Source organism: Zhongshania aquimaris (genome assembly GCF_019312595.1).
Classification (GTDB): Bacteria; Pseudomonadota; Gammaproteobacteria; order Pseudomonadales; family Spongiibacteraceae; genus Spongiibacter; species Spongiibacter aquimaris.
The window spans coordinates 1,342,999-1,368,293 of the sequence record NZ_JAHWDQ010000001.1 but is presented as its reverse complement, the minus strand read 5'-3'; the positions used below and the strand labels follow the sequence as shown (position 1 = coordinate 1,368,293).

At 49.7% G+C, this 25,295-nt stretch carries 22 protein-coding genes and 1 tRNA gene; 12 read left to right on the top strand and 11 right to left on the bottom strand.

All coding sequences use genetic code 11. The annotated features are described in order from the left end of the window. Window positions 1–280 precede the first annotated feature (280 nt). The 4 genes from KXJ70_RS06250 to KXJ70_RS06235 all read left to right on the top strand — a co-directional run bounded on the left by KXJ70_RS06250 (window position 281) and on the right by KXJ70_RS06235 (window position 9,442). Window positions 281–2,620, top strand: coding sequence for a TonB-dependent receptor (locus KXJ70_RS06250; RefSeq protein ID WP_219042565.1), 2,340 nt, complete (start codon window positions 281–283; stop codon window positions 2,618–2,620). 44 nt (window positions 2,621–2,664) lie between these two features. Then, on the top strand, window positions 2,665–4,515 hold the full coding sequence (locus KXJ70_RS06245) for an outer membrane protein assembly factor BamB family protein (RefSeq protein WP_219042564.1): 1,851 nt from the start codon (window positions 2,665–2,667) through the stop codon (window positions 4,513–4,515). 155 nt (window positions 4,516–4,670) lie between these two features. Further along, window positions 4,671–6,668 (top strand): alkyl/aryl-sulfatase, encoded by a 1,998-nt coding sequence (locus tag KXJ70_RS06240; RefSeq protein WP_219042563.1) that lies wholly within the window; start codon window positions 4,671–4,673, stop codon window positions 6,666–6,668. 824 nt (window positions 6,669–7,492) lie between these two features. Next, a complete protein-coding gene (locus KXJ70_RS06235; protein ID WP_255558207.1) occupies window positions 7,493–9,442 on the top strand; it encodes a DUF3604 domain-containing protein in 1,950 nt (649 codons plus the stop codon). A gap of 45 nt (window positions 9,443–9,487) precedes the next feature. Here the strand turns inward: KXJ70_RS06235 and KXJ70_RS06230 are convergent. Beyond that, window positions 9,488–9,574, bottom strand: a tRNA-Leu gene (locus KXJ70_RS06230). A 120-nt stretch (window positions 9,575–9,694) separates the two neighbouring features. Between KXJ70_RS06230 and rnr the strand changes: the two genes are divergently transcribed. The 7 genes from rnr to dnaB all read left to right on the top strand — a co-directional run bounded on the left by rnr (window position 9,695) and on the right by dnaB (window position 16,720). Beyond that, a complete protein-coding gene (rnr, locus tag KXJ70_RS06225; protein WP_219042562.1) occupies window positions 9,695–12,196 on the top strand; it encodes a ribonuclease R in 2,502 nt (833 codons plus the stop codon). 11 nt (window positions 12,197–12,207) lie between these two features. After that, the gene (rlmB, locus tag KXJ70_RS06220) at window positions 12,208–12,942 is read left to right on the top strand and encodes a 23S rRNA (guanosine(2251)-2'-O)-methyltransferase RlmB (RefSeq protein WP_219042561.1); all 735 of its coding nucleotides are present in this window, start codon (window positions 12,208–12,210) and stop codon (window positions 12,940–12,942) included. A 152-nt stretch (window positions 12,943–13,094) separates the two neighbouring features. After that, on the top strand, window positions 13,095–13,538 hold the full coding sequence (gene rpsF, locus KXJ70_RS06215) for a 30S ribosomal protein S6 (RefSeq protein WP_219042560.1): 444 nt from the start codon (window positions 13,095–13,097) through the stop codon (window positions 13,536–13,538). Between the two features lie 26 nt (window positions 13,539–13,564). Continuing rightward, window positions 13,565–13,792 carry a 30S ribosomal protein S18 gene (rpsR, locus tag KXJ70_RS06210; protein WP_103682882.1) on the top strand — a complete coding sequence of 76 codons (228 nt, stop codon included), beginning with the start codon at window positions 13,565–13,567 and terminating at the stop codon, window positions 13,790–13,792. Between the two features lie 17 nt (window positions 13,793–13,809). Next, window positions 13,810–14,658, top strand: a complete 849-nt coding sequence (locus KXJ70_RS06205; protein ID WP_219042559.1) for a hypothetical protein — start codon at window positions 13,810–13,812, stop codon at window positions 14,656–14,658. Between the two features lie 39 nt (window positions 14,659–14,697). Beyond that, window positions 14,698–15,144: a 50S ribosomal protein L9 gene (gene rplI, locus KXJ70_RS06200; RefSeq protein ID WP_219042558.1), complete on the top strand. Its 447-nt coding sequence runs from the start codon at window positions 14,698–14,700 to the stop codon at window positions 15,142–15,144. Window positions 15,145–15,274: 130 nt separating this feature from the next. Beyond that, window positions 15,275–16,720 (top strand): replicative DNA helicase, encoded by a 1,446-nt coding sequence (gene dnaB / locus KXJ70_RS06195; RefSeq protein ID WP_219042557.1) that lies wholly within the window; start codon window positions 15,275–15,277, stop codon window positions 16,718–16,720. A gap of 13 nt (window positions 16,721–16,733) precedes the next feature. Here the strand turns inward: dnaB and tatC are convergent, their stop codons facing one another. The 10 genes from tatC to KXJ70_RS06145 all read right to left on the bottom strand — a co-directional run bounded on the left by tatC (window position 16,734) and on the right by KXJ70_RS06145 (window position 23,814). After that, window positions 16,734–17,492 (bottom strand): twin-arginine translocase subunit TatC, encoded by a 759-nt coding sequence (gene tatC, locus KXJ70_RS06190; RefSeq protein WP_219042556.1) that lies wholly within the window; start codon window positions 17,490–17,492, stop codon window positions 16,734–16,736. After that, the gene (gene tatB / locus KXJ70_RS06185; protein WP_219042555.1) at window positions 17,489–17,875 is read right to left on the bottom strand and encodes a Sec-independent protein translocase protein TatB; all 387 of its coding nucleotides are present in this window, start codon (window positions 17,873–17,875) and stop codon (window positions 17,489–17,491) included. Before tatB ends, tatC begins: the two co-directional genes overlap by 4 nt. After that, window positions 17,876–18,106, bottom strand: a complete 231-nt coding sequence (tatA, locus tag KXJ70_RS06180; protein ID WP_219042554.1) for a Sec-independent protein translocase subunit TatA — start codon at window positions 18,104–18,106, stop codon at window positions 17,876–17,878. 37 nt (window positions 18,107–18,143) lie between these two features. Then, window positions 18,144–18,476 (bottom strand): phosphoribosyl-ATP diphosphatase, encoded by a 333-nt coding sequence (locus KXJ70_RS06175; RefSeq protein ID WP_219042553.1) that lies wholly within the window; start codon window positions 18,474–18,476, stop codon window positions 18,144–18,146. Continuing rightward, the gene (hisI, locus tag KXJ70_RS06170) at window positions 18,473–18,874 is read right to left on the bottom strand and encodes a phosphoribosyl-AMP cyclohydrolase (protein ID WP_219042552.1); all 402 of its coding nucleotides are present in this window, start codon (window positions 18,872–18,874) and stop codon (window positions 18,473–18,475) included. The genes KXJ70_RS06175 and hisI overlap by 4 nt, the downstream gene beginning before the upstream one ends. A gap of 41 nt (window positions 18,875–18,915) precedes the next feature. Further along, the gene (gene ubiB, locus KXJ70_RS06165; RefSeq protein WP_219042551.1) at window positions 18,916–20,547 is read right to left on the bottom strand and encodes a ubiquinone biosynthesis regulatory protein kinase UbiB; all 1,632 of its coding nucleotides are present in this window, start codon (window positions 20,545–20,547) and stop codon (window positions 18,916–18,918) included. Between the two features lie 10 nt (window positions 20,548–20,557). Further along, entirely contained in the window at window positions 20,558–21,193 is a 636-nt protein-coding gene (locus tag KXJ70_RS06160; protein ID WP_219042550.1) for a ubiquinone biosynthesis accessory factor UbiJ, read from the bottom strand. Continuing rightward, entirely contained in the window at window positions 21,190–21,939 is a 750-nt protein-coding gene (ubiE, locus tag KXJ70_RS06155; RefSeq protein WP_219042549.1) for a bifunctional demethylmenaquinone methyltransferase/2-methoxy-6-polyprenyl-1,4-benzoquinol methylase UbiE, read from the bottom strand. Before ubiE ends, KXJ70_RS06160 begins: the two co-directional genes overlap by 4 nt. A gap of 122 nt (window positions 21,940–22,061) precedes the next feature. Then, the gene (locus tag KXJ70_RS06150; RefSeq protein WP_255558206.1) at window positions 22,062–22,730 is read right to left on the bottom strand and encodes a replication protein P; all 669 of its coding nucleotides are present in this window, start codon (window positions 22,728–22,730) and stop codon (window positions 22,062–22,064) included. Continuing rightward, window positions 22,639–23,814 (bottom strand): DnaT-like ssDNA-binding domain-containing protein, encoded by a 1,176-nt coding sequence (locus tag KXJ70_RS06145; RefSeq protein WP_219042548.1) that lies wholly within the window; start codon window positions 23,812–23,814, stop codon window positions 22,639–22,641. The genes KXJ70_RS06150 and KXJ70_RS06145 overlap by 92 nt, the downstream gene beginning before the upstream one ends. 115 nt (window positions 23,815–23,929) lie before the next feature. Between KXJ70_RS06145 and radA the strand changes: the two genes are divergently transcribed. Next, window positions 23,930–25,294 carry a DNA repair protein RadA gene (gene radA / locus KXJ70_RS06140; RefSeq protein WP_219042547.1) on the top strand — a complete coding sequence of 455 codons (1,365 nt, stop codon included), beginning with the start codon at window positions 23,930–23,932 and terminating at the stop codon, window positions 25,292–25,294. Window position 25,295: the final 1 nt, after the last annotated feature.

The following is a 25,295-nucleotide window of genomic DNA, read 5'->3' as shown; positions in this document are numbered from 1 at the left end:
GGCTCTAGTTACAACAAGACACGAGTATCACTATACAAAGTTAACCCAGTTGAGCCAAGAAAGGATATCAAAATCGAATTGATGATACTAAAAGACTGTCGTCTTAGAACGAAATATTAACCCAGCTGGGTTGACTCGATTGGGTTAAATGTGTAGATTGTGGTCAATGCTCGAATAAGCTTGATCGCCCACATGTGCGCCGACAGGGTGTGTAATGTGCCAATCAAACGACTAAAGAGTGATACAAAATAAAAATGGTCGCATGTTAGTGGTGAAAAATATGGAAAATATCGGTCGTAAAATAAAGCATTGGTCTGTTCTGGTACCTTTGTTTTACTGTTCTGCGAGTATTTCGGGCACGCAAGGCTACGCAATAGAAGAGGTTGTTGTAACGGCCCAGAAAAAAGTCGAAAACATTCGCGACGTACCGATTTCTATAACTGCACTAGGGGCTGAGTTCTTGGATGACGCGGGAGTGACAGATGTTGCTGAGTTGTCTCGCGTTGCGCCGAATCTAGTTATTAACTCATCGCCCTACGTTAGCTACGTTTCGATGCGAGGCTTGGGTTCCGGGAATAACAAGGGAATTGAAAGATCCGTTGCACTCGTTATTGATGGTGTGTATTACGGCAGGCAGGACTATCTAGTTGAATCTCTGGTCGACGTTGAGCGAATTGAAATACTTAGAGGTCCTCAGGGAACATTGTTTGGTAAGAATGCTATTGCGGGCGCCTTGAACGTTACAACAGCTACCCCGTCTCCAGAGTTCACTGGGAACCTATCTGTAATGGGCGGAGAACAAGATCGGAAGCGTTTGCGCTTTGCTGCCGGAGGGCCGGTGATAGAGGATGCACTGAATGTTCGACTTGCGTGGGACGAGGATTCTCATGACGGGCCGATCTATAACACGACTTTCGACCAGTCGAGCGCTGAAAATCCGGACAGGGGGAATATAGATCAGAATCTTCGAGATCGAAATAACCATGTAGGGCGCATTAGTTTGCAGGCCCCAAACCTGCTTGATGGGCTCGATTTGAAGTTTACTGCGACTACCTCGTCAATTTTTGGAAACTCATCGGGCGTTGAATTAAGTGAGGCATCAGATGCGACGCTCACGGTCTACCGCCGATATGACCCGGCTACGGAAGCCGTCGGTAATAGGCGCACGTCAATTGGTAGTAACGAGGACACCGTCAGGAAAGGGGAGTCGTATAGCTTTCAGTTTGACTATGAATTTGAATATCAAACGTTGACGGGAATTCTTAGTAGTTCGGATTTCGATAAATCTGATGCTTTGGATGGTGACTTTGGCCCGATATCCGCAATATTGGTCGCCAATGAGGATTCCTATAGCCAGCGCAGTGCTGAATTAAGGATCGCTTCGCCGGGTGAGGTCATCGATTATGTGGCGGGTCTATTCTATTTCGAATCTGACTTTGTAGGAAAAGGCCAGACGATATTGAATGCAAGTAGGATTGCCGAAATTGTAGCTCAGGATCGTTTAGGTGTACCCGCCACAATTGACTCCCTGTTGGGCTTACCGCCAGGTAGTTTCCCCATAAGCACAACGGCGCAAAATATTAACAACGACCGATTCTTCGATCAGCAGACTAAATCCATAGCGCTGTTTGGCCAGGCGACTTGGTACGCTACTGAGAAATTGGCTCTAATGCTTGGCTTGCGCTACTCCGAAGAAACTAAAGAAGCCGATATGGCGCTAAGCCATAATAACGCAGGCGCAGCTCTTTTCTTTAATACCTTTCTCAACGAGACTGGTTACCAAGAATCTCGGCGTCGAGACGAAAGCGATCTCTCCCCTAAGTTAAGCGTACGGTACGATATTAGTGACGATATTAACTTCTATGCTACCTGGGCGACGGCTTTTAAAGCAGGCGGGTTTAATGAGCAATCTGTAGATAACACCAATTTGGAGTTTGAGCCAGAGGAGGCACTAACCTGGGAAGCAGGTACTAAGATGCGATTGCTCGATGGCGCTGCGACTTTGAATATAGGTCTGTTCTACACGGAATTTGATAATCTCCAAGTGAGTATGTTTAACGGCATTAATTTTACGGTGGGTAATGCAGCAAGCGCTATATCGAAGGGTGTCGAAATCGAAGGTCAACTGGTTCCCGCTAGTTGGCTAAGTTTGGGCGGGTCTATTGCCTACCTCAATGCTAGATACGACAAATATCTAGGCGGTCAGTGCGTGGCTACAAGTGAACAAGATACCTGTGATTTGAGCGGTGCAGAATTGACTCGAGCGCCTGAGTGGGAAATCACGTTTAACCCTCGCGTGAGTGCAAGTGACCTAATTCCATCTTTGGGCGAGTATCTACCTATTGATTTGGGATTTGGACTTGATATGACGTTCCGGACCACACAGTACTTTAGCACCGATCTCGATTCGTCGGATAAACAAGGTTCGCACACTGAAATTAACGGAAATATGAGGATAGCTGGACTTAATGGCGACTGGACGGTTTTGCTTAGTGCTAAGAATATCACCGACAAGTTAATACAGTTGCATGGTGGTGACGTTCCCCTTCAGCCCGGTAGTCATTTTGGTACGTTTAATACAGGTCGTCGCTACTTTGTTGAGTTCCAGTATCAGTGGTAGTAAGAAAAATCAGAAACTAATAAGACTTTCGCTGGAGTGAGATAATGTTGAAACCGAGTGTCTATTTTTTGTCTGCGCTGGCGATAGTAGTGGGGTGTTGGGCGTTATTTAATACCTGGTTAAGTGTTCCAGTGGCAAGGGTGTTTGGGGAGGCTAATCCTACTTCCTGGCGTCCGGAAGGGCCGCGAACCCCGTCGTACTTAAATGATGACATCATCCCGAAATCTACCTCATGGTACACAATGCATGGTGATCTGCAGCAATCTGATGAAATGTGGATTGCTGCGGCGCCGAGTATGGAGCTCGATTGGGTTGCTGAGCCAGACATGTTTGTTCCTGAGGGCCCAACTTTTGACAACGAGGGGCGCCTCTTTTTTAGCCCTCTAGTTCCTAAGGAGGATGTGTCTTTAGTCGCTCTCGATGCAAAAACGGGTGAGCGATTGTGGACACTTCCTGGGGGCGGAAATGGAGGCGGCGCGCCTTTGGTACTAAATAACCCTGATATTCCGTCAAAAAAAGTCGTCTATCATTCAACATATAGTGATTTTTGGGCCGTTGCCACAAATGGCAAAGTAATTTGGCGGGAAGAGACAAAGTTACCTGAGCCGGACGATGATAGTCGCGAATATCAGCCAACCCATCAGTGGGGTGTTAGCTATGTTCCACAGGCAGACGCTGTCATCGGCGTAACAATGAACGCCTATGTGTTTGCTCATGACAGAAAGACAGGAAGACCAGTGGCGCCGGTCTTTAGGCTTCCTGGCCGACCAACTAAAGAAAACGAAAATGCCAATACCTTTCCAGCGCTGATTGTGGATAAAGCAGGCTCTGCCAGTCTCGACGCCTTTGGAGTAGACCATTTTACTCGTGTACTTCAAGTTATCTATGGTGGTACCGCTCAGGTTTCTAACGCATACGCTGTAGACCCGCACACTGGGCGTATTTACATCGCGGCAACAGCGCGAGACGAAATTGACGGAAGATTAGATGGATATTCCGACAACGGCGCTATATACGTATTGGAACTCTTGCCGGAGACTGATGGGTATCGTTTCGAAATTGCGCAGACCTTTGTTTTTGATGGTGGGTCGGGCTCTACACCTGCTTTGTCCCAAGACGGTAAACGTCTGGTTGTTAGTGATGAAGTAGGCAATGTAATTGCTCTTAATGCCCACACTCTCGTTGAGGACTGGAGGCTTAATGTGGGCGACCAATTAGTCGCTTCAGTCGCGATTTCTAGTGACAATAACGAGCTTTATGCAGTAACAAAAAAGGATGTTTTTAAGCTAATCGATCATGGAAGTCACGCTAGCTTGGCTTGGAAAGCAGAACTTGATGCCTATCCGACCTCAAACAACTTTAATGCGCTTACCCCCACAATTGTAGCGAACGGCCTTCTTATTGCTCAGGGTGCTGGTGTGAAGGTTGGGAAGGGGCACTTAATGTCGAATGTAGGTATAGGTCTGCTCGACCGCGATACAGGAAGGCTGCGATCGTTTGCAGAAGGTCGAGAAGACTCTATATCAGTAACGACGGTGGGGCCGGATGGAGAGGTCTATACGGCAGGGTCGCCGATTCGAAGGATGGCAGCGAAAGCATTATTTGGTGACCGAATTCCAAAAATAGTTGGTGGTATCAGCCGATATAAAAATACTAATCACAAGCTTCTTGCAAGAGAATCTTTATGTGCAGCAGCATACCGTGCGAAAAATGCCGCAGATCACGAGGATACACATCCACAATCGGCCGCTGCGGATAAAGAACACGTAAGAGTTTTGCTAGAGCAGGCCGCTCGGAACGATTCTCAATATAACTCTTTGATTCACGAGCTAATCAGTGGGGACTTGGTACTTCGAAATATATCAGAAGTTCTTCTTGGTCATTGTCCAAATTAATATCTCAACACTATAGCCATGATTTGTTTTAGTTGGAATGGCAGGTTCTTCATGTCAACGCAAAGACATAAGAACGATGCAAATAGAACAAGGCCAATCTCAATATGCCCTCTATGAGAATTGAATATTCAATCTTCCGATGAGTTTGTAAAACTATGAAATTTCATTTTTCACTTAGATATTTTCCACATTTTATCATGTCACTACTGCTAGCCGGTTGTAGTGATGTCGATCTCACCGCGAACTCGGATGTTGATAGTAGTGGTGCTTTCCCAGCCACAGAATTCACTGAAAGAAAAAATGAAGAAATTCTGACTTCACTTCCATTTAGTGACAATCAAGACTTTATTGATGCACGACGAGGCCTTATTGCTAAAGATAATGATCTAAGGGTTATTGGGCCTGACGGTAAGGTGATGTGGGATCGCACCGCTTATGATTTTATAGATGAGAAATCTGCTCCTGGCAGCGTAAATCCGAGCCTATGGCGCCAGGCTCAGTTGAATAATATCCATGGTCTTTTCGAAGTTACAAGCGATATATACCAACTACGTGGCTTTGATCTGGCAAATATCACCTTAATAAAAGGTGATAGCGGTTGGATACTCGTCGATCCGCTCTCGAGCGCTGAGAACGCTGAATACGCTATAAAGTTCGCGCGCCAGCATTTGAGTGACCTTACTATTAGCGCAATTATTTTCACACATAGCCATATTGACCATTTTGGCGGTGTGTTTGGCGCTATGGCGGGTGCAAAGGGTGTGTCCGACACTTTGCGCGTAATAGCGCCGGAAGGTTTTGTTGAAGAGTCAGTTAGCGAGAACGTGCTGGCTGGACAGACAATGAAACGACGCGCTGAATATATGTACGGAATGCCTTTGCCCCGATCAGAGCGTGGTCACGTGGATAGTGGATTAGGTAAGGAGCCCAGCTTCGGTACGCTGGGAATACTCAAGCCGACAGACACCGTTAGAAAATCTGGGCAGACCCTCATAGTAGATGGCCTAGAATTTGTCTTCCAAATAGTTTCTGGATCGGAGGCGGCCTCTGAGCTGACATTCTACATCCCAGACAAGAAGGCCTTTTGTGGTGCAGAGCTATTATCGAGAAATATGCATAATCTATATACCTTGCGGGGAGCAAAGGTTCGTGATGCCTTGGCTTGGAGCGGCTTTATTGATGAGGCTGCTGACATGTTCAGCGAAGCGGAAATTTACTTTGGCAGTCATCATTGGCCGGTCTGGGGAAGTTCACGCATTGCGACATTTTTAGAGACCCAGAGTGATACTTATAAGTACATCCATGATCAGACTTTGCGATTGGCGTATAAGGGCTACACTCCTGTGGAAATTGCAGAAGAATTGAAGTTACCTGAATCTTTGCAAAAGGACTTTTCGAATCGCGGTTATTACGGAACACTAGTACACAATTCGCGTGCAGTCTATCAGCGCTATTTTGGTTGGTACGATGGAAATCCGGCGAATCTAAACCCGCTGCCGCCGGTAGAAGAGGGTCGTCGCTATATAGCCTTAATGGGTGGCCCTGAAAAAGTTATAGAGCATGCTAAGAAATACTTCGACGCTGGGGAGTATCGCTGGGCAGCTACATTATTGAACCACCTCGTTTTTGCTGAACCAAATTTTAAGGCTGCCAAAAATCTGCTTGCTCGTAACTACGAGCAGCTTGGATACCAGGCGGAATCTGGCCCTTGGCGAGATGTGTATCTTACCGCTGCATATGAGCTACGTAGTGGTATTACAAGCCCTAGTTTAGATCTCGGGCTCGCGAAAGATATGGTGGTTCATTCGCCGCGAGAAAATTTTTTCGATGTAATGGCTGCTCAGTTAAATGGGCCTGAGGCCGAGGGCATCGAGATGACCATTAATTTCGTTTTTACGGATATCAATGAAACTCACCTTCTCACGTTGAAAAATTCAGTCCTTCATCATCGTCAGGGAGCTGCGGATCCTTCAGCCAACGCTACTGTAAATATCACACACGACTTATTTCTGGATGTGGTGCTTGGCAAGGCGAGTATCAAAGAAATACTTCTATCAGGTAATTTAACCATAGATGGAAGTAAGTTAGATCTACTTAAATTCTTTTCGCTACAGGACACATTTAAGGAAGTGTTTCCGATAGTAACTCCCTAATCTGCAGTAGGAATACTTGTCCTTTCTAGTTTGAACGCCCATGAAACATTGTAAAAATTCGACTCTTCACAGTCAGACATCAAGCGTACCGAGGCGCATCGTACCTGACTGCGTAGAATCTTATTGTTAGTTAGACGAGGCTATGCAATTTCATGACTCAAAGAATTATTTGATGCATACGATCACGGGAATACATTGGAAGAAGTACTCAGTTTGCCTCAAAAAACCATCTATTTGTCAATGTTGAATGGTGCTGGTTTGTTAGTGATAACCGTTTGTTTATGCATTTATCAGCTATGCATAAAACTTTCCCTAGTCACTATTAGAGGGGCTATGCATCTTGTGACCTAACTAGGGAGCCTCTGCACAACCTGGGAATGCCTCAGCGGAGTCTTTGGGGCGTACTGGCGAGGCGCCGTGCGAAGATCAATGCTGGTTGTCCTTGATGAGTGCGGCAACGACGTCCAGTGCGCCCCAAAGTCCCGCCCTCCGGGGATTTGCCTTAAAGCGCTCCGTCGCGTTGGCGTTTTTTGAAAGGCAACCAGCCTTCCTGCATAACGCCGCCTTGCTGAGCACTTTAAGGCAAAGCCTGAGGTATCACCAGGTTGTGCAGAGGTTCCCTAGCGATCTGGTACCAATTTTGGTATGACATTGTCGTTAATCTTCGTGTTTAGTGAATCGAGTAGATGTCGTGTAGTGGAACGAGCGGTGAGTTAGAAAAAGCATGTCTCTGTTTAGAAAATAAAAATTATTAACTCTGACACGAAATACCTTTTTCAGATTGCTTGTAAGTTAGTCGAAAATATACATAAAGGAGTCTGGCTATGAATACTCAATTCCGTAAATCTATTGCCATCGTCATGTTCGGGTGGATGGCTAGCGAAGCCGCGGCGCAACATGCAAACAAGCTGTTATGGGGGGATACACATTTACACAGCTCGTATTCAGTTGACGCCTATATGGCGGGAAATCGGTCTGCTGACCCCGACGTAGCTTATCGATATGCCAAGGGGGAGCCGGTCATTCACCCTTACAATAGAACCCGTGTGCAAATCCAGCAACCATTAGATTTTCTATCTGTGGCAGATCACGCTGAATATTTAGGCGTAGTGCCTTTAATTTTTAGTGGCAATGTAGATACAAGTGAAATGAGTTTACTTGCACGACTGAAGTCCTGGATTATTGTTAAATTCTTGGCCTATAAAATTAAAGATCCTACGGTGGGTACAAAGTACTATACCAGCCTATTACCCGTCCCGGAGATCAAGTCTGGCGACACGAGGGATCCCGTGCAAGCAGCCGTAGATGCCGGTACCGACGGGGGCTTGGAAAAGCTAGGTTTAGTATCGAATGAAACGGCCGTACGCTTAATGGCTTCACAATGGCAAAAATCCATGCAAGCGGCTGATCGTCATTATCAACCGGGCCGATTTACGACTTTAGTGGGTTGGGAGTGGTCTCAAACCGCAAGTGGTGCAAACCTACACAGAGTGATTGTCTCAGATACTGACGGTAGAACGGCGAGTACATTTGACCCTGTAGGTTCTGATGATGCGCCCTATCCCGAGCAATTGTGGGACAAGCTCGAAGAAATCGCATCCAGCACTGGGGCGAACTTTGTTTCCATTCCTCACAATGCCAACTTATCAAAAGGCTATATGTTTGCTAAACGAAAATTAAATGGCGATGCCTTTGATGCAGAGTACGCACGTAAGAGAGCAAAATGGGAGCCGATAGTCGAAGTAACCCAAATCAAAGGAGATAGTGAAACTCATCCAGACCTTAGCCCAGCTGACGAATTTGCTGATTTTGAGCGATTTAATTTTTACCTTCAAGCCGTACCGCAGGCGAAGGATTATCAAATTCAAAAAGGCGATACCGCTCGCAGTGCACTGCAGTCCGGTATTGAGCTTGAGTTAGTTCTAGGCGTTAATCCTTTTAAATTTGGCATGATTGGTTCGACTGACTCCCATAGCGGTATCGCCTCTGCGGAGGAGCCAAATTTTTGGGGCAAAGTGTCAACGGACTCTATCCCAGAGAACAAACGTAAGTACAAACCAGGCGATAAAGATATTTATGCCAATGGCATAGACAGTTTTAATGGCTGGAGTATGTCGGCAGGTGGCTTAGCTGCGGTATGGGCAAGGGACAATACGCGCGAGGAAATAATTGCGGCGATGAAGCGCCGCGAAACATATGCGACAACAGGGCCGAGAATTGCTGTACGACTATTCGCCGGATGGGATTTTAACGAAGTTGATTTAATTAGTACTGATTTTACTGGCATCGGCTATGCTAAAGGTGTACCCATGGGGGGTGAATTAACAGCGGTGGAAGGAGACCGATCACCTAGCTTCATGGTTATCGCGTTTAAGGGAGCATTGGATCACAATCTGGATCGTATTCAAATGGTAAAAAGCTGGGTTAACCAGGATGGTAAAGCCCAGGAAAAAGTCTTTAATATCGCTTGGTCGCAAGATCGCCAAATTGATGACAAGGGAAATCTGCTTCCAGTCGGTAATACTGTGAATATTCGCACCGGCAAAACGGCCAATACTATAGGTGCTGCGCGCCTCGCCACTGTATGGCGTGACCCGGAGTTTGATCCAAATGCTGAAGCGGTTTATTACGTGCGGGTATTGCAAATACCTACCATACGCCATTCGCAACTAGATGCAGTAGCATTGGGGGTTGAAACACCTTATGAGGGGCCGGCAGTCATACAGGAACGTGCCTATACATCGCCTATATGGTATAGCCCCCGCATGTTGTAGAGCCTATAGAGCCTGATTTTTTCTTTGTTATCTTGGATTTTAAAATGGTGCCCAGGAGAGGACTTGAACCTCCACCCCCTTGCGAGGACCAGCACCTGAAGCTGGCGTGTCTACCAATTTCACCACCTGGGCAGGAGATGAGCGGCTACTATACCGAGGCGCGCAATTTACTGATAGAAAGTATTTTTGTCAACGGTTGCGTTACACTACCCAGCATGTTTTTAAATCCCTTTTCAAAGGAAGTTTTACTGAATGGCAAAACGCCGCAATCTCCCTGACCCCCACGCTGAGCGCGAGGCTTCGCGTTACGATAATCCGGTGCCAAGCCGTGAGTTTATTCTCGAGCAATTGAAAGATGTTGAGAATGGCCTGAGCCTGTCTCAGCTTCGCCGGCAACTAGAAGTTGAGGGCGAGGACCAGGAGGAGGGCTTGCGTCGCCGCGTGAAAGCGATGCTCCGAGACGGTCAGATCATTGAAGGGCGACGCGGGCGTTTGCGCGCGATCAGTGCTGGTGATGCCATGTTGGGTCGAGTGCAGGGGCATCGCGATGGCTTTGGTTTTGTCGTCATTGAGGGTGAGGATGAGGATGTGTATTTGGCCAATCGCCAAATGCAGCAAGTGTTTGACGGTGACATCGTCAAGGTTGAGGTAACTGGTGTTGACCAGCGCGGTCGACGCGAAGGCGTGATTATTGAAGTTGTTGAGCACAATACTCAGCAATTGGTTGGTAAGTTGATGATGCATCGTGGCTTGCCGCAGGTGGTTCCTGAAAACACCCGTATTCAGAATTGGCTGGCTTTGGAGGACGCCGACGTAGGTACTGCCAAAGAAGGCGACTACGTTATGCTTGAGATTACTCAACAGCCCGGTGCGCGCCAGCAGGCTCGCGGTCGGATTACCGAAGTATTGGGTGATCGCCGCACCGTCGGTGTGGCAACTGAGTTGGCCATTCGCAGCCATGATATTCCCTTTGAATGGCCGGAGGCAGTAGACGAAGAGGCGCGACGCTTTGGTTCGGAGCCCTTGGCGAAAGACAAAAAACATCGTGTTGATTTGCGTGAGCTTCCCTTGGTTACAATTGATGGCGAAGATGCGCGCGACTTTGATGATGCGGTGTATTGCGAGCCGAAAAAATCCGGCGGCTGGCGTTTGTGGGTGGCGATTGCCGATGTTTCTCATTATGTTCAAGTCGGTTCGGCATTAGATGAAGAAGCGCACAAGCGTGCGACGTCGGTGTATTTTCCTGACCGTGTTGTGCCTATGCTGCCTGAAGCATTGTCTAACGGATTGTGTTCATTAAAGCCCGACGTAGACCGCTTAACCATGGTCTGCGAAATGACCATCAGTTCGACTGGTAAGCTGAGCGGTTACCATTTTTATGAGGGGCTTATTCGGTCTCATGCGCGACTAACGTATAACGAGGTTGGCGCTCTACTGGAGTTAAAGGATGTTGACCCTAGTTATGACACAGGCAAAAACCGCGACCTGTTGCCCCATTTAAAAGATTTGCACCAGCTTTACTTTACTCTGCGCAAAGCCCGCTCTGAGCGAGGTGCAATCGATTTTGAGACCGTTGAAACCCGTATCGTGTTCAATGATGAGAAGCGCATCGAAGCGATTGTGCCAATTCGTCGGCATGACGCACATCGCCTGATCGAAGAGTGCATGTTGTGCGCCAACGTGGCAACGGCCAAGGCGCTGGAGCGTGCGGGCTTAGAGGCGCTTTATCGTGTGCACAGCGGACCTACCGAGCAAAAGCTCACTAATCTTCGCGAGTTTTTGCAAGAAATCGGTTTGGGCTTGCGTGGTGGTGCGGAGCCAAGTCCGAAAGACTACCAGCTACTGTTATCTAGTTTGGGCGAGCGTGCCGATGCGGCCGTTATTCAAACCATGTTATTGCGGTCTTTGAGTCAGGCGGTGTATCAGCCTGACAACGAGGGTCATTTTGGCCTGCACTATACTGGTTATACCCATTTTACTTCTCCAATACGCCGCTACCCCGATTTACTCGTGCACCGTGCGCTGCGGTATTTAGTGCGCAGTGGTGGCGGTGAGGCAGCTAAGTGCTTTTTGAAAGTAGACGGTGCGCCAGCTTTAAATCGCAAGAAAATCTATCCCTATGATCTGGAAGCGTTAGTCGCGCAGGGCATGCATTGTTCGATGGCAGAGCGCCGAGCGGATGATGCGAGCCGCGATGTCATGGCGTTTTTAAAGTGCGAATTTTTGCAAGAGCATGTGGGAAGCGAGTTCGACGGGGTTATTGCCGCTGTTACTGGTTTTGGGATGTTTGTCGAACTTAAAGACTTGTATATAGAAGGCCTAGTGCATATTTCAGCTTTGCCGCAGGACTACTATCAGTTTGATCAGGCGCATCAGCGCTTGATTGGCGAGCGCACTCGGCGGGTTTTCCAGTTGGGTGATACCGTCCGGGTACAGGTGATGGGGGTTGATCTCGATCAGCGTAAGATTGATCTGGCGCTGCCGTCGGGCGAGCCCGCCAAGCGCCAAAAGCCATCCGTGCGCGAGGCCCTAGCCAAGGGTTTGGTGCCTCCTGCGAATGCGAAGTCGGGTCGCGGAAAGGCTACGACTGGCAAGTCTAGCGGATCTAAGCGTCGGGGTGCAAAGCCAAAAACGGCTGCGGCGAAGGCGCCAGCGTCCAAGCAGGCCGCAAGCACTAAAGCTAAGAAAACCGGTGCGGGTAAGTCCGCAACCGCAAAGAAATCGGGCGTATCTAGTAAACGTCGCAGTCGGTAGAGTAAAAAGTTGTGACTGAAAAAATATTTGGTATCCATGCCGTACAGGCAGTGTTGTCGCGCAGTCCTGAGCGGGTAAAAAATCTCTATGTGCAAAATGGGCGAGCGGATAAGCGTCTGCAGGAGGTGCTTAGTTTGGCCGCGTCGTCGTCAATTGGCGTGGTGCAGAGGCCGCGGGATGAGCTGGATAAAATGGTCGAAGGGCGCCACCAAGGTGTGATTGCTCAAGTCGAGCCAGCCCCCGAGTTTCGAGAAAAGGATTTGCCGGATCTTGTGGCGGCGGCAGGTAGTGCAGCCTTGATATTGGTGCTTGACGGTATTACGGACCCCCATAATTTAGGTGCATGCCTGCGTAGTGCTGATGCGGCAGGGGTAACTGCCGTGGTGGCGCCCCGTGATAATTCTGTTGGGCTAGGCGCTACCGTGTTTAAAGTGGCGTGCGGTGCAGCCGACGTGGTGCCATTTATTCAGGTCACCAACCTTGCTCGCAGCCTTCAACAAATGCAGCAAGCTGGCATTTGGATTGTGGGTATGGCGGGTGAGGCGGATACCTCCTTGTATGATCGCGACTTAAGTGGCCCGACCGCCTTGGTGCTAGGGGCAGAGGGTGCCGGTATGCGGCGCTTAACTCGGGAGAACTGCGATTATTTGGCCAAGCTACCCATGGCGGGTACGGTCAGTAGCCTGAATGTTTCCGTTGCGGCGGGAATTTGTCTGTTTGAGGTTGTTCGTCAACGTCAAAAGTGAAGAATTGGCTAATAATTGTGCTAATTGCTTGCATATAAGGTCTGCCTTGCCTAAAATCCGCGCTCTTGATTTATGGTAGCTCCGTCTAGTTCAGGCAGAGTTGTCCTCCTTGTCACACCGTAAAGGGTGGCTTAACCCGTAAGGAGCTGAAAATGCGTCACTACGAGATTGTGTTCCTGGTTCATCCAGACCAGAGCGAGCAAGTACCAGGTATGGTTGAGCGTTATACTCAAGCCATAGAAAAAGATGGCGGTAAAGTTCACCGTCTAGAAGATTGGGGCCGTCGTCAACTGGCTTACCCTATCAACAAAATCCACAAGGCACACTACGTGTTGATCAATGCTGAAGCGTCTGCTGAAGCAGTGGAAGAGTTGACTACTAACTTCCGTTACAACGACGCTGTATTGCGTAACCTCATTATCCGTTGCGATGAAGCAGTGACTGAAGAGTCGCCTATCATGAAAGCGGAAAAAGAGAGCCGCGAGCGTCGTAGCCGCAGCGAGCAACGTGTAGAGCGCAGCCGTGATGACTCTGAGTCAACAGCTGATGACGATAGCGATTCTGATGCCGATATGGCAGAAGATAACGCTGAATAATTGCGGACTGAGTTAGGAGAATAGTTATGGCACGTTTTTTCCGTCGTCGTAAGTTTTGCCGCTTCACAGCGGAAGGTGTTAGCCAGATCGATTATAAAGATTTGGAAACCCTGAAAGCCTATGTTTCTGAAACAGGCAAAATTGTACCAAGCCGTATCACTGGTACTAATGCTAAATACCAGCGCCAATTGTCTACCGCAATTAAGCGCGCACGTTTCCTAGCTTTGCTGCCTTATACAGACAGCCATAAGTAAGAAAACGACGTAATACCATGCGCGCCTTAGCTGAATTTATAATGAAAGGGCGCTTGCAGGCAGTAGCCGTTGCAGGCTTAGGTGTCGGCACCCTGGTATTTGCTTGGGTCGGCGTGGCAGCAGCGGTACTTGTGTTACTGCGCAAAGGTTTGGCTGAAGGCGCTTATGTGGTTTTTTGGGCGCTGTTGCCGGCTATAGCGGTGGCAACAATCGGGGCAGATGTTGGTCCGCTGACAATGCTGCTTGGGGCTTCGGCCACAGCGCTTGTGCTTCGCAACACGCAGCAGTGGTCAAATGCCTTAGTTACTGCGGCAGCAGTAGGCTTGTTTTCAGCCTTGCTGCTTACGCAATTTGCCAATGCCTATTTGGTGTCGGTGCTCGAGCTTGTGCAGCCTATGCTGCAACAAATGCAGGCGTCAGCACCGGGTGCATTTCCAGAGATTACCACTGGAGATGTAGCGGCATTGATCGGCGTGAGCGCGGTGCTATGGAGCACCTTGGCGGTAATGTTGGGGCGTTGGTGGCAGGCTTTGTTGTACAACCCAGGCGGGTTTCGTCTGGAAATGTGGCAGCTTAGGCTCTCGCCGATAATAACCATCGGGCTTGTGGTGGTGATGTTGTTGTTAAGCAAAGTCGGTGGTGATTACCGGTTTTGGGCGATAATGTGCGTTATGCCGATTGTGATTGCTGGTTTAGCTTTAGTGCATGGTGTGGTTGGTCGTTTGGGCTTAGGCCGTGCTTGGTTAATAGTTTTTTACGTTGCGTTGTTAATATTGCGGCCGCTATGGGTGGCGTTGATACTGGCAGCGATTGTGGATAGTTGGATTGATATTAGACGGCGTTTACCGGTTCGTCCTGCACCTTAGGGCAACGTGAATGTCGGCGTATTTGAGAGGGTAAGAACCATGCAAGTGATTCTGCTGGAGAAAATTGGCAAACTTGGCAATCTGGGTGATCAGGTTAACGTTAAATCCGGTTACGGACGTAACTTCCTGATTCCTTATGGCAAGGCTGTTCCTGCTACTAAAACCAATGTTGCTGAGTTTGAAACTCGCCGCGCGGGCTTGGAAGCAGCTGCAGCTGAGAAGCGCAGCAGCGCTGACTCGCGTGCCGCTAAGCTGGCTGAGCTAGCTGTAACTATTGGCGCAAACGCGGGTGATGGTGGCAAGTTGTTCGGGTCTATCGGTACTCGCGACGTTGCAGACGCTGTTACTGCTGCTGGCGTTGAAGTGAATAAAAGCGAAGTCCGTATGCCAGAGGGTCCAATTCGCGACCTAGGCAGCTACGACGTCGTTATTCAATTGCATAGCGATGTAGTACAGACTGTCAGTATTACTGTTGTTGCTGAGTAAGACTGCTACACCATTAGCTAGATTGACTGCAGCGAAATAGCGCTGCAGTATCGCAGCACATGCGTATATAGCTATGTGAGTAAAAAAGCACGATCGCTGTTTGTAGCGGTGGTGCTTTTTTTTTGCAACAATGCCCGATCTTATATTGCTTAGTGATGGTCCAGTGCACCCCGACGTTTACCCAGAGTCACCACCAGATTTCGCCGAAGAGCGCGATTTCGCACAGCTGAAATTGCCTCCGCACTCGGTAGAGGCAGAGCAGTCGGTGCTTGGCGGCTTGATGATTGCCAATGAGGGCTGGGATTCTGTCGCCGACGTGGTTGGCGAAGGAGATTTCTTTCGGCCTGAGCATCGCAAAATTTTCGCGCAAATGGTGCGCCTTGTGCAGCTACAGCAACCGATAGACGTCGTCACTCTTGCTGAATCGCTCGCAAAATCTGGTGAGCTGGAGTCAGTGGGCGGTTCTGCGTATCTCGCTGACATCGCCAGTAATACCCCTTCCGTAGTCAATATTCGCGCGTATGCGCAGGCTGTGCGGGAGCGGGCAACGTTTCGTTCATTGATCAGCGCAGCTAATGCGATCGCTGATAATAGTTTTAATCCCGAAGGCCGTAACAGTGATGAAATTTTGGATGAGGCCGAACGGGCCATCATGCAGATTTCTGAGGAGCGCCCTAAGACCGGTGGTCTCACCCCGATTAACCCGTTACTCAAACAGGCCGTTGATAAAATCGACGAATTGTTTAGCAGTGACAGCGCAATTACTGGTCTCACCACCGGCTTTGAAAAGCTCGACGAAATGACATCGGGTTTGCAAAAATCTGATCTCATCATTGTCGCGGCGAGACCGTCGATGGGTAAAACCACATTTGCGATGAACCTGGTCGAAAATGCCCTGCTGAATAGCGATTTGCCGATGCTTGTGTTCAGTATGGAGATGCCGGCAAATCAATTGATGATGCGGATGTTGTCGTCGGTTGGGCGTATTGATCAGACCCGTGTGCGGACCGGCAAACTTGAAGAGGAGGATTGGCCAAAGCTGAGTGCAGCGGTAACAAAGCTGAAAGATCGGCCCTTGTTTATCGATGATACGCCGGCATTAACGCCGACCGAAGTGCGTTCACGTGCACGAAAAATCGTCCGTGAACACGGTGGTATCGGCATGATCATGCTCGACTATTTACAGTTAATGAAAGTAGCCGGTACTGGCAGTGAAGGCCGTACCGCAGAAATATCTGAAATTTCGCGCTCCTTGAAAGGAATCGCCAAGGAATTTGAGTGCCCAGTTGTTGCCTTGTCGCAGCTTAACCGCGCCCTGGAGCAGCGACCAAATAAGCGACCAATCAATTCAGATTTGCGGGAGTCTGGTGCGATCGAGCAGGATGCTGACGTCATCATGTTTATTTATCGCGATGAAGTGTACAACGAAGAGTCGGCTGATAAGGGCATGGCTGAAATTATTATTGGTAAGCAGCGTAACGGCCCGATTGGAACAGCGCGCCTAAGCTTTATCGGGAAGCACACCCGTTTTGAAAATCTAGCCTTTGGTTACGAGGCGCCGCCAGACGAGTATTGATATTGCTTGCAATCTAATCTTGTTCTTCGCCGCCAATCGCTGCCGCCTTCTTTTTTACCAGTCTGCCGAAGATAATTCCGACTTCAAACAATAGCCACATAGGCACCGCTAGTAGCATCTGTGAAATCACATCCGGTGGTGTTAGCAGCATGCCAAAGACAAAGCAGGCAATGACCACATAGGGGCGTTTTTCGGCTAACTCATTTGCTGTGATGGCGCCCGAGGCGATGACGAGTACCGTCGCAATAGGGATTTCAAAAGCGACTCCGAAAGCCAAAAAGAGTTTAAGCGCAGTGTCTAAGAAGCGTGCTATATCAGGGGTGTAGCTTACGCCCTCCGGTGTAATGCCGCTGAAAAAGCCGAACACCAATGGAAATACTACATAGTAGGCGAAGGCCAGGCCGGCATAAAATAGGGCGACACTTGAAATTAGTAGCGGTGCGGCGATGCGTTTTTCGTGGCGGTACATGCCCGGTGAAACGAACTGCCATATTTGATGCAGAATGACTGGCATAGCTAGGCAAAATGCGGAGACTAAGACCAGCTTAAAGGGTGTAAGAAAGGTAGATGCAATTTCCGTCGCTATCATGCTGCTGCCTTCAGGCAATAGGCGCTGCATAGGCTCAGACACAAAGGTGTAAATGTTATTGGCAAACGGGAACAGCGCCAGTGTGCAGATTAATACAGCGAGGACAATACGCAGTAGCCGATCACGCAGCTCAGTTAGGTGGGCAATTAGTGGCTGACTTTGATCCTGTTCGGCATCGCTCATGGTGTTTTATCTTGATCTGTTGCTGTGTGTGTTTCTTGAATGGAGTTGTCGTCTGAGTCTTTTGCCGGTTTGTTTTGCGTGTTGTCTGCCGCGATACTGTTCTCTGCTTCGCTGAGTTGCTGCTCGGCATTTTGAATTTCTTTTTTTACGGTGTTTTTGGTTTCTTTTAGCGAGGCCAGTATCGACTCATTGTGTAGCTGGCGACGAATTTCATCGGCGCCAACTTCTTTTTCTATTTCAGAGCGAATGTTATTAAAACTTCGGCGCAGGCGTCCGATCCACAAAGACGTTGTTCTAATTGCACCGGGCAAGCGTTCTGGGCCAAGTATTAACAGGCCTAGAACGGCAATGACCAGTAGTTCTGCAAAGCCGATATCAAACATTTACAGTTTTGACTCGTCTTTTTTCTCTGTTTTTTGAGCAGCGTCAGTGTCTTCTTGTTCTTTCTTTTCAATATTTTTGGCGTCGTCATCGCCTTGCATGCTGTCTTTAAAGCCTTTTAATGCGCCGCCGAGATCGCTGCCCATGCCTTTCAGTTTTTTGGTGCCAAATAGCAAAACTACGATGGCGAGAATAATTAAGAGTTGCCAAATACTAATGCCGCCTAAACCCATAATGTCGTTCCTTATTGCTTATTAATTTGTTGGGAGTTTACTTGTCGCGCGCTGCTTTTTCGTCGTGTCCAGAAAGACCAAATCGACGCGCTAATTCGTCGAGCACTTGCTCATGACCAGCACCGAGATGTGACAACATAACCAAGCTATGAAACCACAGATCAGCGGTTTCATAAATAAGTTTGCTATTATCTTGGTCGCGTTCTGCGTCTTTTGCTGCAAGTACGGTTTCGATTGCTTCTTCGCCTACTTTTTCAAGTATTTTATTTAAACCTTTGTGATGTAGGCTGGCGACATAAGAGCTGTCAGGATCGCCAGTTTTGCGCGATGCCAACACGGTGTCTAGTTGTTCCAGAATAGATTGTGTCATGTCTTGTCCACGTGTTGATACATGGTGGCCGGATCTTTTAATACGGCTTCGGTCGTTTGCCAGTCGCCAGTAGAGAGGCGGCGATAAAAGCAACTTTGACGACCTGTATGGCAGGCTATACCGCCAAGTTGCTCTACTTGAAGAAGCAGGGCGTCGCCGTCGCAATCTAGCTCGATCGCGCGAATTTTTTGGACATTCCCAGAGCTTTCACCTTTGCGCCATAGCTTGGCGCGCGAGCGCGACCAATACACGGCGTCGCCGGTGTCGACACTAATTTGCAGTGACTCAGCGTTCATCCATGCCATCATTAGTACGCGACCGCTACTCGCGTCCTGGGCAATGGCGGCGACCAGGCCGTCGCTATTCCATTTGATATGTTTAAGGAACTCATTGCTCATAGTGGTACACAATACAGTTTTTGCGAGGGCATTACTTTACCTCAGCGGCTGCGAATAAAGAAATACAAAGCGATGCCAAACAGCACAATACTGCTGTCTGGCAAGTGTCGAAGTCCCTCTCTAATACCTGGGTCAGCGAGTAGGGCGGCACTTATCGCAGCAATGATCGCGATGCGTTGATTGCGGGCGCGCGCTGCTTGTTGGCGAATAAGGGCGTCTAATTCGCCCTTGTAGTGACTGTTTTCATTTTGCATGTTGTGTCTGCTCGGAGTGCCGCGCTCTAGCAAGGTTTCGGGTAGATTTGGCAGTTGTTCTAACCACCCCGGCAGGCGATGACTGACACGTTTGAGCATGCTTTGCGGCGAATAGCGGTCGCGAACCCAGCGCTCTAGGAACGGCATGGCAGTGGACCATAAATCTAATTGGGGGTAGAGCTGCCTGCCCAAACCCTCGATGTTTAATAAGGTTTTTTGTAGAAGTACCAGCGATGGTTGAACTTCCATGTCAAAGCGCCTAGCAGTTTGAAACAAATACACTAGTAATTGGCCGAAGGAGATTTCTGAGAGGGGCTTTTCAAAAATGGGTTCGCTGACGCTGCGTATCGCCGCTTCAAACTCATGGATTCTGGTTTCGGGTGGCACCCAGCCGCACTCTACGTGAAGTTCGGCAACCTCGCGATAATTGCGCTGAAAAATGGCGAGTAAGTTGCGTGCTAAATAATATTGGTCAAAGTCGCTTAGGCTGCCGATGATGGCGCAGTCGATGGCGATGTACTGTGGTGACGACGGTCTATTGTGGGCGATAAATATATTGCCGGGGTGCATGTCGGCGTGGAAAAAACTATCGCGAAAGACCTGCGTAAAAAAGATTTCGACCCCGCGTTCGGCGAGCTTTTTCATATCGGTACCCTGTTCGCGCAGGGTGGCCACGTCGGTCACTGGAATACCGTGTATGCGCTCCATCACCAGTACATTGCGACGTGTGTAGTCCCAATATACTTCCGGTACGTAGAGTATTTCTGAGTCTTTAAAATTACGCCGAAGCTGAGAGGTGTTGGCACCTTCGCGCTTGAGGTCGAGTTCGTCAAAAATGGTGTGGCGGTAGTCTTCTACCACTTCGACTGGGCGCAGGCGGCGGCCATCTGGAATGTGGCGCTCAACAAGCCCGGCCAGTGTTTGCAGTAGGCGAACATCCGCGCTGATGGTGCGTTCAATGCCGGGTCTGACGACTTTAACCACCACATCGATATTGCTGTGGAGCGTCGCGGTGTGCACTTGGGCGATGGAGGCGGAGGCTAGCGCTTGGGTGTCAAAGGCGGCAAATAGCTCGTCAATCGACTTTCCAAGTGCAGTTTCGATGGTGGTCACGGCGAGCTTGCTGCAAAACGGGGGAACTTGGTCTTGCAGTTTGGCTAGCTCATCGGAAATGTCGTCGGCGAGTAGGTCCCGCCGAGTGGAGAGAATTTGGCCGAATTTAATAAATATTGGGCCGAGGTTTTCGAGTGCGCAACGCAGTCGTTCGCCGCGACTAAAATGCCTGCGTGGAAATAATCGCCAGGGACCTAAACGTAACAGTAAGCGTGCGCGCAAGGGCAGCTTTTCCGCGGGAATCAATGTGTCTAAGCGGTAGTGACAAATGATCCAGCAAATGACGAGCAGTCGGCGCAGCCCCATATTGGTGTCCTTATTTATTATTGGATGGGCTTGAGATACGTTGTTGTAGGCGACGAATTTTGGCTTCTAGTCGCTCACTGCGCGCTTTTAAATCATCGATATCGCTGTAAAAATCGTCAGCCTGACAGGGGTGAGGAACCAGTTGGCTTTCTTCGACAATGAATTCACTAAATTGTCGCTGTAGATTTACGCGAGTGCTGTTCAGCCAGCGATGTCCTGCGCGTAAGCCATTGCCCAGTTGATGAGCGGCGACATCACCAAAGGCGTCGGCTAGGGGTTGTTCCCAATCTAAGTCGAGCTCGGCAAGAATTTTGCGTAACTCCAATAGCGGCGCGGTGTCGCCGCTAATGCTGATATCGCCATTGATAAGCGCTCCAGCGGGGTCTTTTGCGGTGGCGACTTTGGCGAATTCGCTCCACGCGCCACTGAGTCTAGTGGTAACGGCGTCGCTAGCTTGAAGTAAGCGCAGGCGCTTGCCCGTAATGCCTATGGCAAGCTTAAGGTCGGGTTCTTTTAATTCTAGCGAGAAGCGCTGTCCGTCCAGCGCTTGTAGCTTGGCGCTGGTGGCTGGGTCCAGTTGCAATGCTTTGTTAACTAAGTTTTCTAAACTCGATAACGCTGCGCTTTGAAGAACCGGTGGAATCACGGTTTTACGCCTCGGTGCACGGCAACTACACCGGCGGTCATATTGTGATAGCGAACATCGACAAATCCCGCATCGGCCATCATGCCCTTGAGGGTTTCTTGGTCGGGGTGCATGCGAATGCTTTCTGCCAAGTAGCGATAGCTTTCTTCGTCATTGGCAACTAACTGTCCCATTTTGGGCAAAATATCGAAGGAGTAGCGGTCGTACAGTTTGCCGATAACGGGATTGACGGGCTTAGAAAATTCTAAAACTAAGAGTCTGCCACCGGGTTTGAGTACACGATTCATGGATCGTAGCGCGGCGTCTTTGTCTGTCACATTGCGCAGACCAAATGCGATAGTGATGCAGTCAAAGCTATTGTCGGGGAACGGCAGGCACTCGGCATTGGCCTGCACGTATTCGATGTTGCCGACGATGCCTTTGTTGGTCAGTTTTTCGCGGCCAACAGTGAGCATGGAGTCGTTAATGTCGGCAAGCACCACCCGGCCAGTTGGGCCAACTAGGCGGCTGAATTTGGCCGCAAGGTCACCTGTGCCACCTGCAATATCGAGCACCGCGTTGCCGCTGCGTACGCCAGAAAGCTCAATGGTAAATCGTTTCCAGAGGCGGTGGACGCCGCCCGACATCAGGTCGTTCATTAGGTCGTATTTGGCAGCAACCGAGTGGAAAACCCCGGCAACCATTTTTACCTTGTCCTGAGTTTCGACTGTTTTATAGCCAAAGTGGGTGGTTTTGTCGTCTGCCATATACTTGCCTGTTCTGTGTCATCAGCCGCATGGGGCTGGAATAAGTGGGCGCTATTGTAGCGCTTGCGCGCGGACCCTGCACGATTGCTTTATGGGCGTGTAATTATGTTGTCGGGCGCTAGTTAAATGTCCAAGTCATCGCGGAGTTTTTGCATGCGTTGGCGCTGTTCCGCTGGCGTTAGCGGTTTGCTAATGGTCTCTGGTATGGCCTTTTGGCTGGGTAGACTAAAGGTTTCACCGTTCTTTATGCGCTGGCACACCTCGTCGTAATGCCGGCGGAATACCGGGTAGGCGTTGTGCTCAACGGTGCTTGATAAATAAAACCAGTCACTGGCGCGGCCCGCATGATATACCGCTGGGTGCGACCACTTATATTCAGCTTTGGGTTGTGGTGCGCGGCAGGCTTCTAGGTAGGCGCTGTGGCTGTCCGGCAGGCCGAGTTCGATATTATCTGGCTCGCAGTATTTTAGGATGCCTTTGATGGTAGGCAAAAACTCTGATTCGCGAATGGCGCGATGGGTTGCCGCAATGATTCTATCTGGCTGGATATGCCGCAGGTTGCTGAACCACAGTTTTTTGGCGTAGCTGAGCTTTTCTGGGTTGGAAAAGGCCTTGTTGTATTGGTTGTGATAGACCAACTCAAACTCAGCAAACATTTGGTTTAGTGCATCGATAACCGCATTTTTGTCGGGTGCGGGATCAGAGTTCGTCTGCCCAGCTGCGGTCGGTGTGTTTTTCGATGAAGCCAGTTGCCGGCTGGTTTGCTCCAGTAGCTTGTTGCTGTCGTGCATTGCTCTGTCCCAGTTGATGACTGTGTGCCCAACGGTATTTTACATGTTGGAGAAATTTTGTATTCCAAGAGCGATGGGCGGTGCCGCTGTCTTGCCAGAATAGTATAAATTCGGCGATCTGTGCTCTGGCAAATTCAGCGTCGATGCGGGCCATATGTAGAATGTCGAAGACCGCGTCGTTGGGTTGCCAGTTGGACTTAATTGGCGCAATCTCATTTTCATTGCTCACCGTGTTGGTGTATCGGGCCCACTGTAACCGAATATGTTGAATAAAGCGTGAATTCCAGTTGCTGTCTGGTGTTCCGCGCTCGCGCCAGTACAAAATGAATTCCGGTATCGCGTCTTCAATAAAATACTGGCTAACGTGGTCTCGCTGCAGTATTTCTAGTGCGTCGAGACTTGGCTTCCAGTTACCATCGATAGGTTGGGTGCGAGATTCTTCAATTTTTGCGTACTGCTGTTTTTTCCAGCGTCGGCTGACATATTGGCTGAAGGCGCTATTCCAAGAGCTTCGCGTTTCACCGGTTTCGCGGTAATGGGCGATAAATTCGGGAAGTACGGCATCAATAAAGGCGGGCTCGACTTGGTTGAAGCGCGTTAAATAGTCGAGCCCGGCCCTGTCAGGCAGCCAGTCGGCGGGAATAATATTATTACCTGGCACGGGTCTGCTGGGTGGCGCACTGTTGGGCTTGCCAACAGGGGGTTTAGATGTGTGATGGGTTTGTTGTCTAGGCTGCGCAAGGTGAGGGGATTGGTTGACGCCGGCGTCGTCCGCTTTTTGGCTTTTAGGTAGTGCTAGGCGAATGTTTTGTGCGTTGCTCATTAGGGCTGCGCCGATAATAATGAGCCCTTGGTTGTGGAGTGTGCGCAGAACCTCCTCTATTTTGTTCAAATCCCAAAACGGCAACTGTTTGCTTAATTGGTCTTTGTCGATGAGAAACCATCGCTGCCCCTGATTTTCCCGTCCCGTGAGCAGTGGCAGCCATTCGGCGATTAATTGATACAGCAGCGCTGCCTCTAGCCCAAGGGTGGCGGCGAGGGAGGGAGAGACAAGTAATGGGCGTTCTACTAGTGCAGCTGACATCTGAAGTACTCTATTAATAGCGGGTCATTGTACGGCTTTGGTGGGTCGGCTGTCAGCCCTGTGTCTGGCCGCAGTGGCTTCAATAAATTGATTATGGATGTTTTTAGGTAACACTATGGCAAAACAAAAAGTCGCCTTTGTATGTGTGGATTGTGGCTCTGAACACAATAAATGGCAGGGGCAGTGTCAAGACTGTGATGCGTGGAATACCTTGTCGGAATTTCGTCTGGGGCCGGCGAGTGCGGCCAAAGCGACGGCGTCTAGGCAAGGTTATGCCGGCGCGGTGGGCGGTGAGGTGCAAATGTTGGCGAATGTCAGTATTGAGGCGTTACCGCGTCAGTCCACTGGCTTTGACGAATTTGACCGCGTGCTTGGCGGTGGCTTGGTGCCCGGTTCGGCAGTGCTATTGGGTGGGCACCCTGGCGCGGGTAAAAGCACGCTGCTATTGCAGGTACTTTGTCGCCTGGCGGCACAGTGCGAGTGCCTATACGCGACGGGTGAGGAGTCCTTGCCCCAAATTGCTATGCGGGCAAAACGCTTAGGCCTAAAAGCTGATACGCTAAAATTATGTGCCGAAACCAGCCTTGATAGGCTGCTTTCTCAGGCGGCGACGAATAAACCCAAGGTCTTGGTGGTCGATTCGATTCAGGTCTTACACAGTGATGATGTGAGTTCGGCGCCGGGCAGTGTATCGCAGGTGCGCGAGTGCGCGGCGGCATTAACCCGATTTGCCAAGGAGACGGGCACGGTGCTGATTATGGTTGGTCATGTGACAAAAGATGGCGGCTTAGCCGGGCCAAAGGTGTTAGAGCATATAATTGATTGCTCAATCATGTTGGAAGGAAGCAGCGATAGTCGTTACCGAACCTTGCGCGGGAGTAAAAACCGCTTCGGTGCGGTTAATGAACTGGGCGTTTTTGCTATGACCGAGCTGGGCTTGAAAGAGGTGAAAAACCCGTCGGCAATCTTTTTAAACCGCGGCGATGTGGTCACGTCGGGCAGCACCGTGATGGTGGTGTGGGAGGGCACAAGGCCATTGCTAGTAGAGATTCAGGCGCTGGTGGATAGTTCTGGCTTTGGCAATCCGCGCAGGGTGGCGGTCGGTTTGGAGCAGAATCGTTTGGCGATGTTGCTGGCCGTTTTGCACCGACACGGTGGCTTACAGGTAGGCGATCAGGATGTGTTTGTGAACGTCGTCGGTGGGGTTAAGGTACTAGAAACAGGTTCTGATTTGGCGCTGCTGTTCGCCATTGTGTCTAGCTTCAGGGATCGGCCGCTCCCGGAAGATTTGGTTGTGTTTGGCGAAGTGGGGTTGTCTGGCGAAATTCGGCCCGTGCCGAGCGGCCAGGAGCGCTTGCAAGAGGCGCGCAAGCACGGTTTTAGGCGAGCGATCGTGCCCCATGGCAATGCGCCGCGCGGTGATTTGGGGATGACAGTTATTGGGGTGAAAACGCTGGCCGAGGCGCTTGAAGCCATTTAAG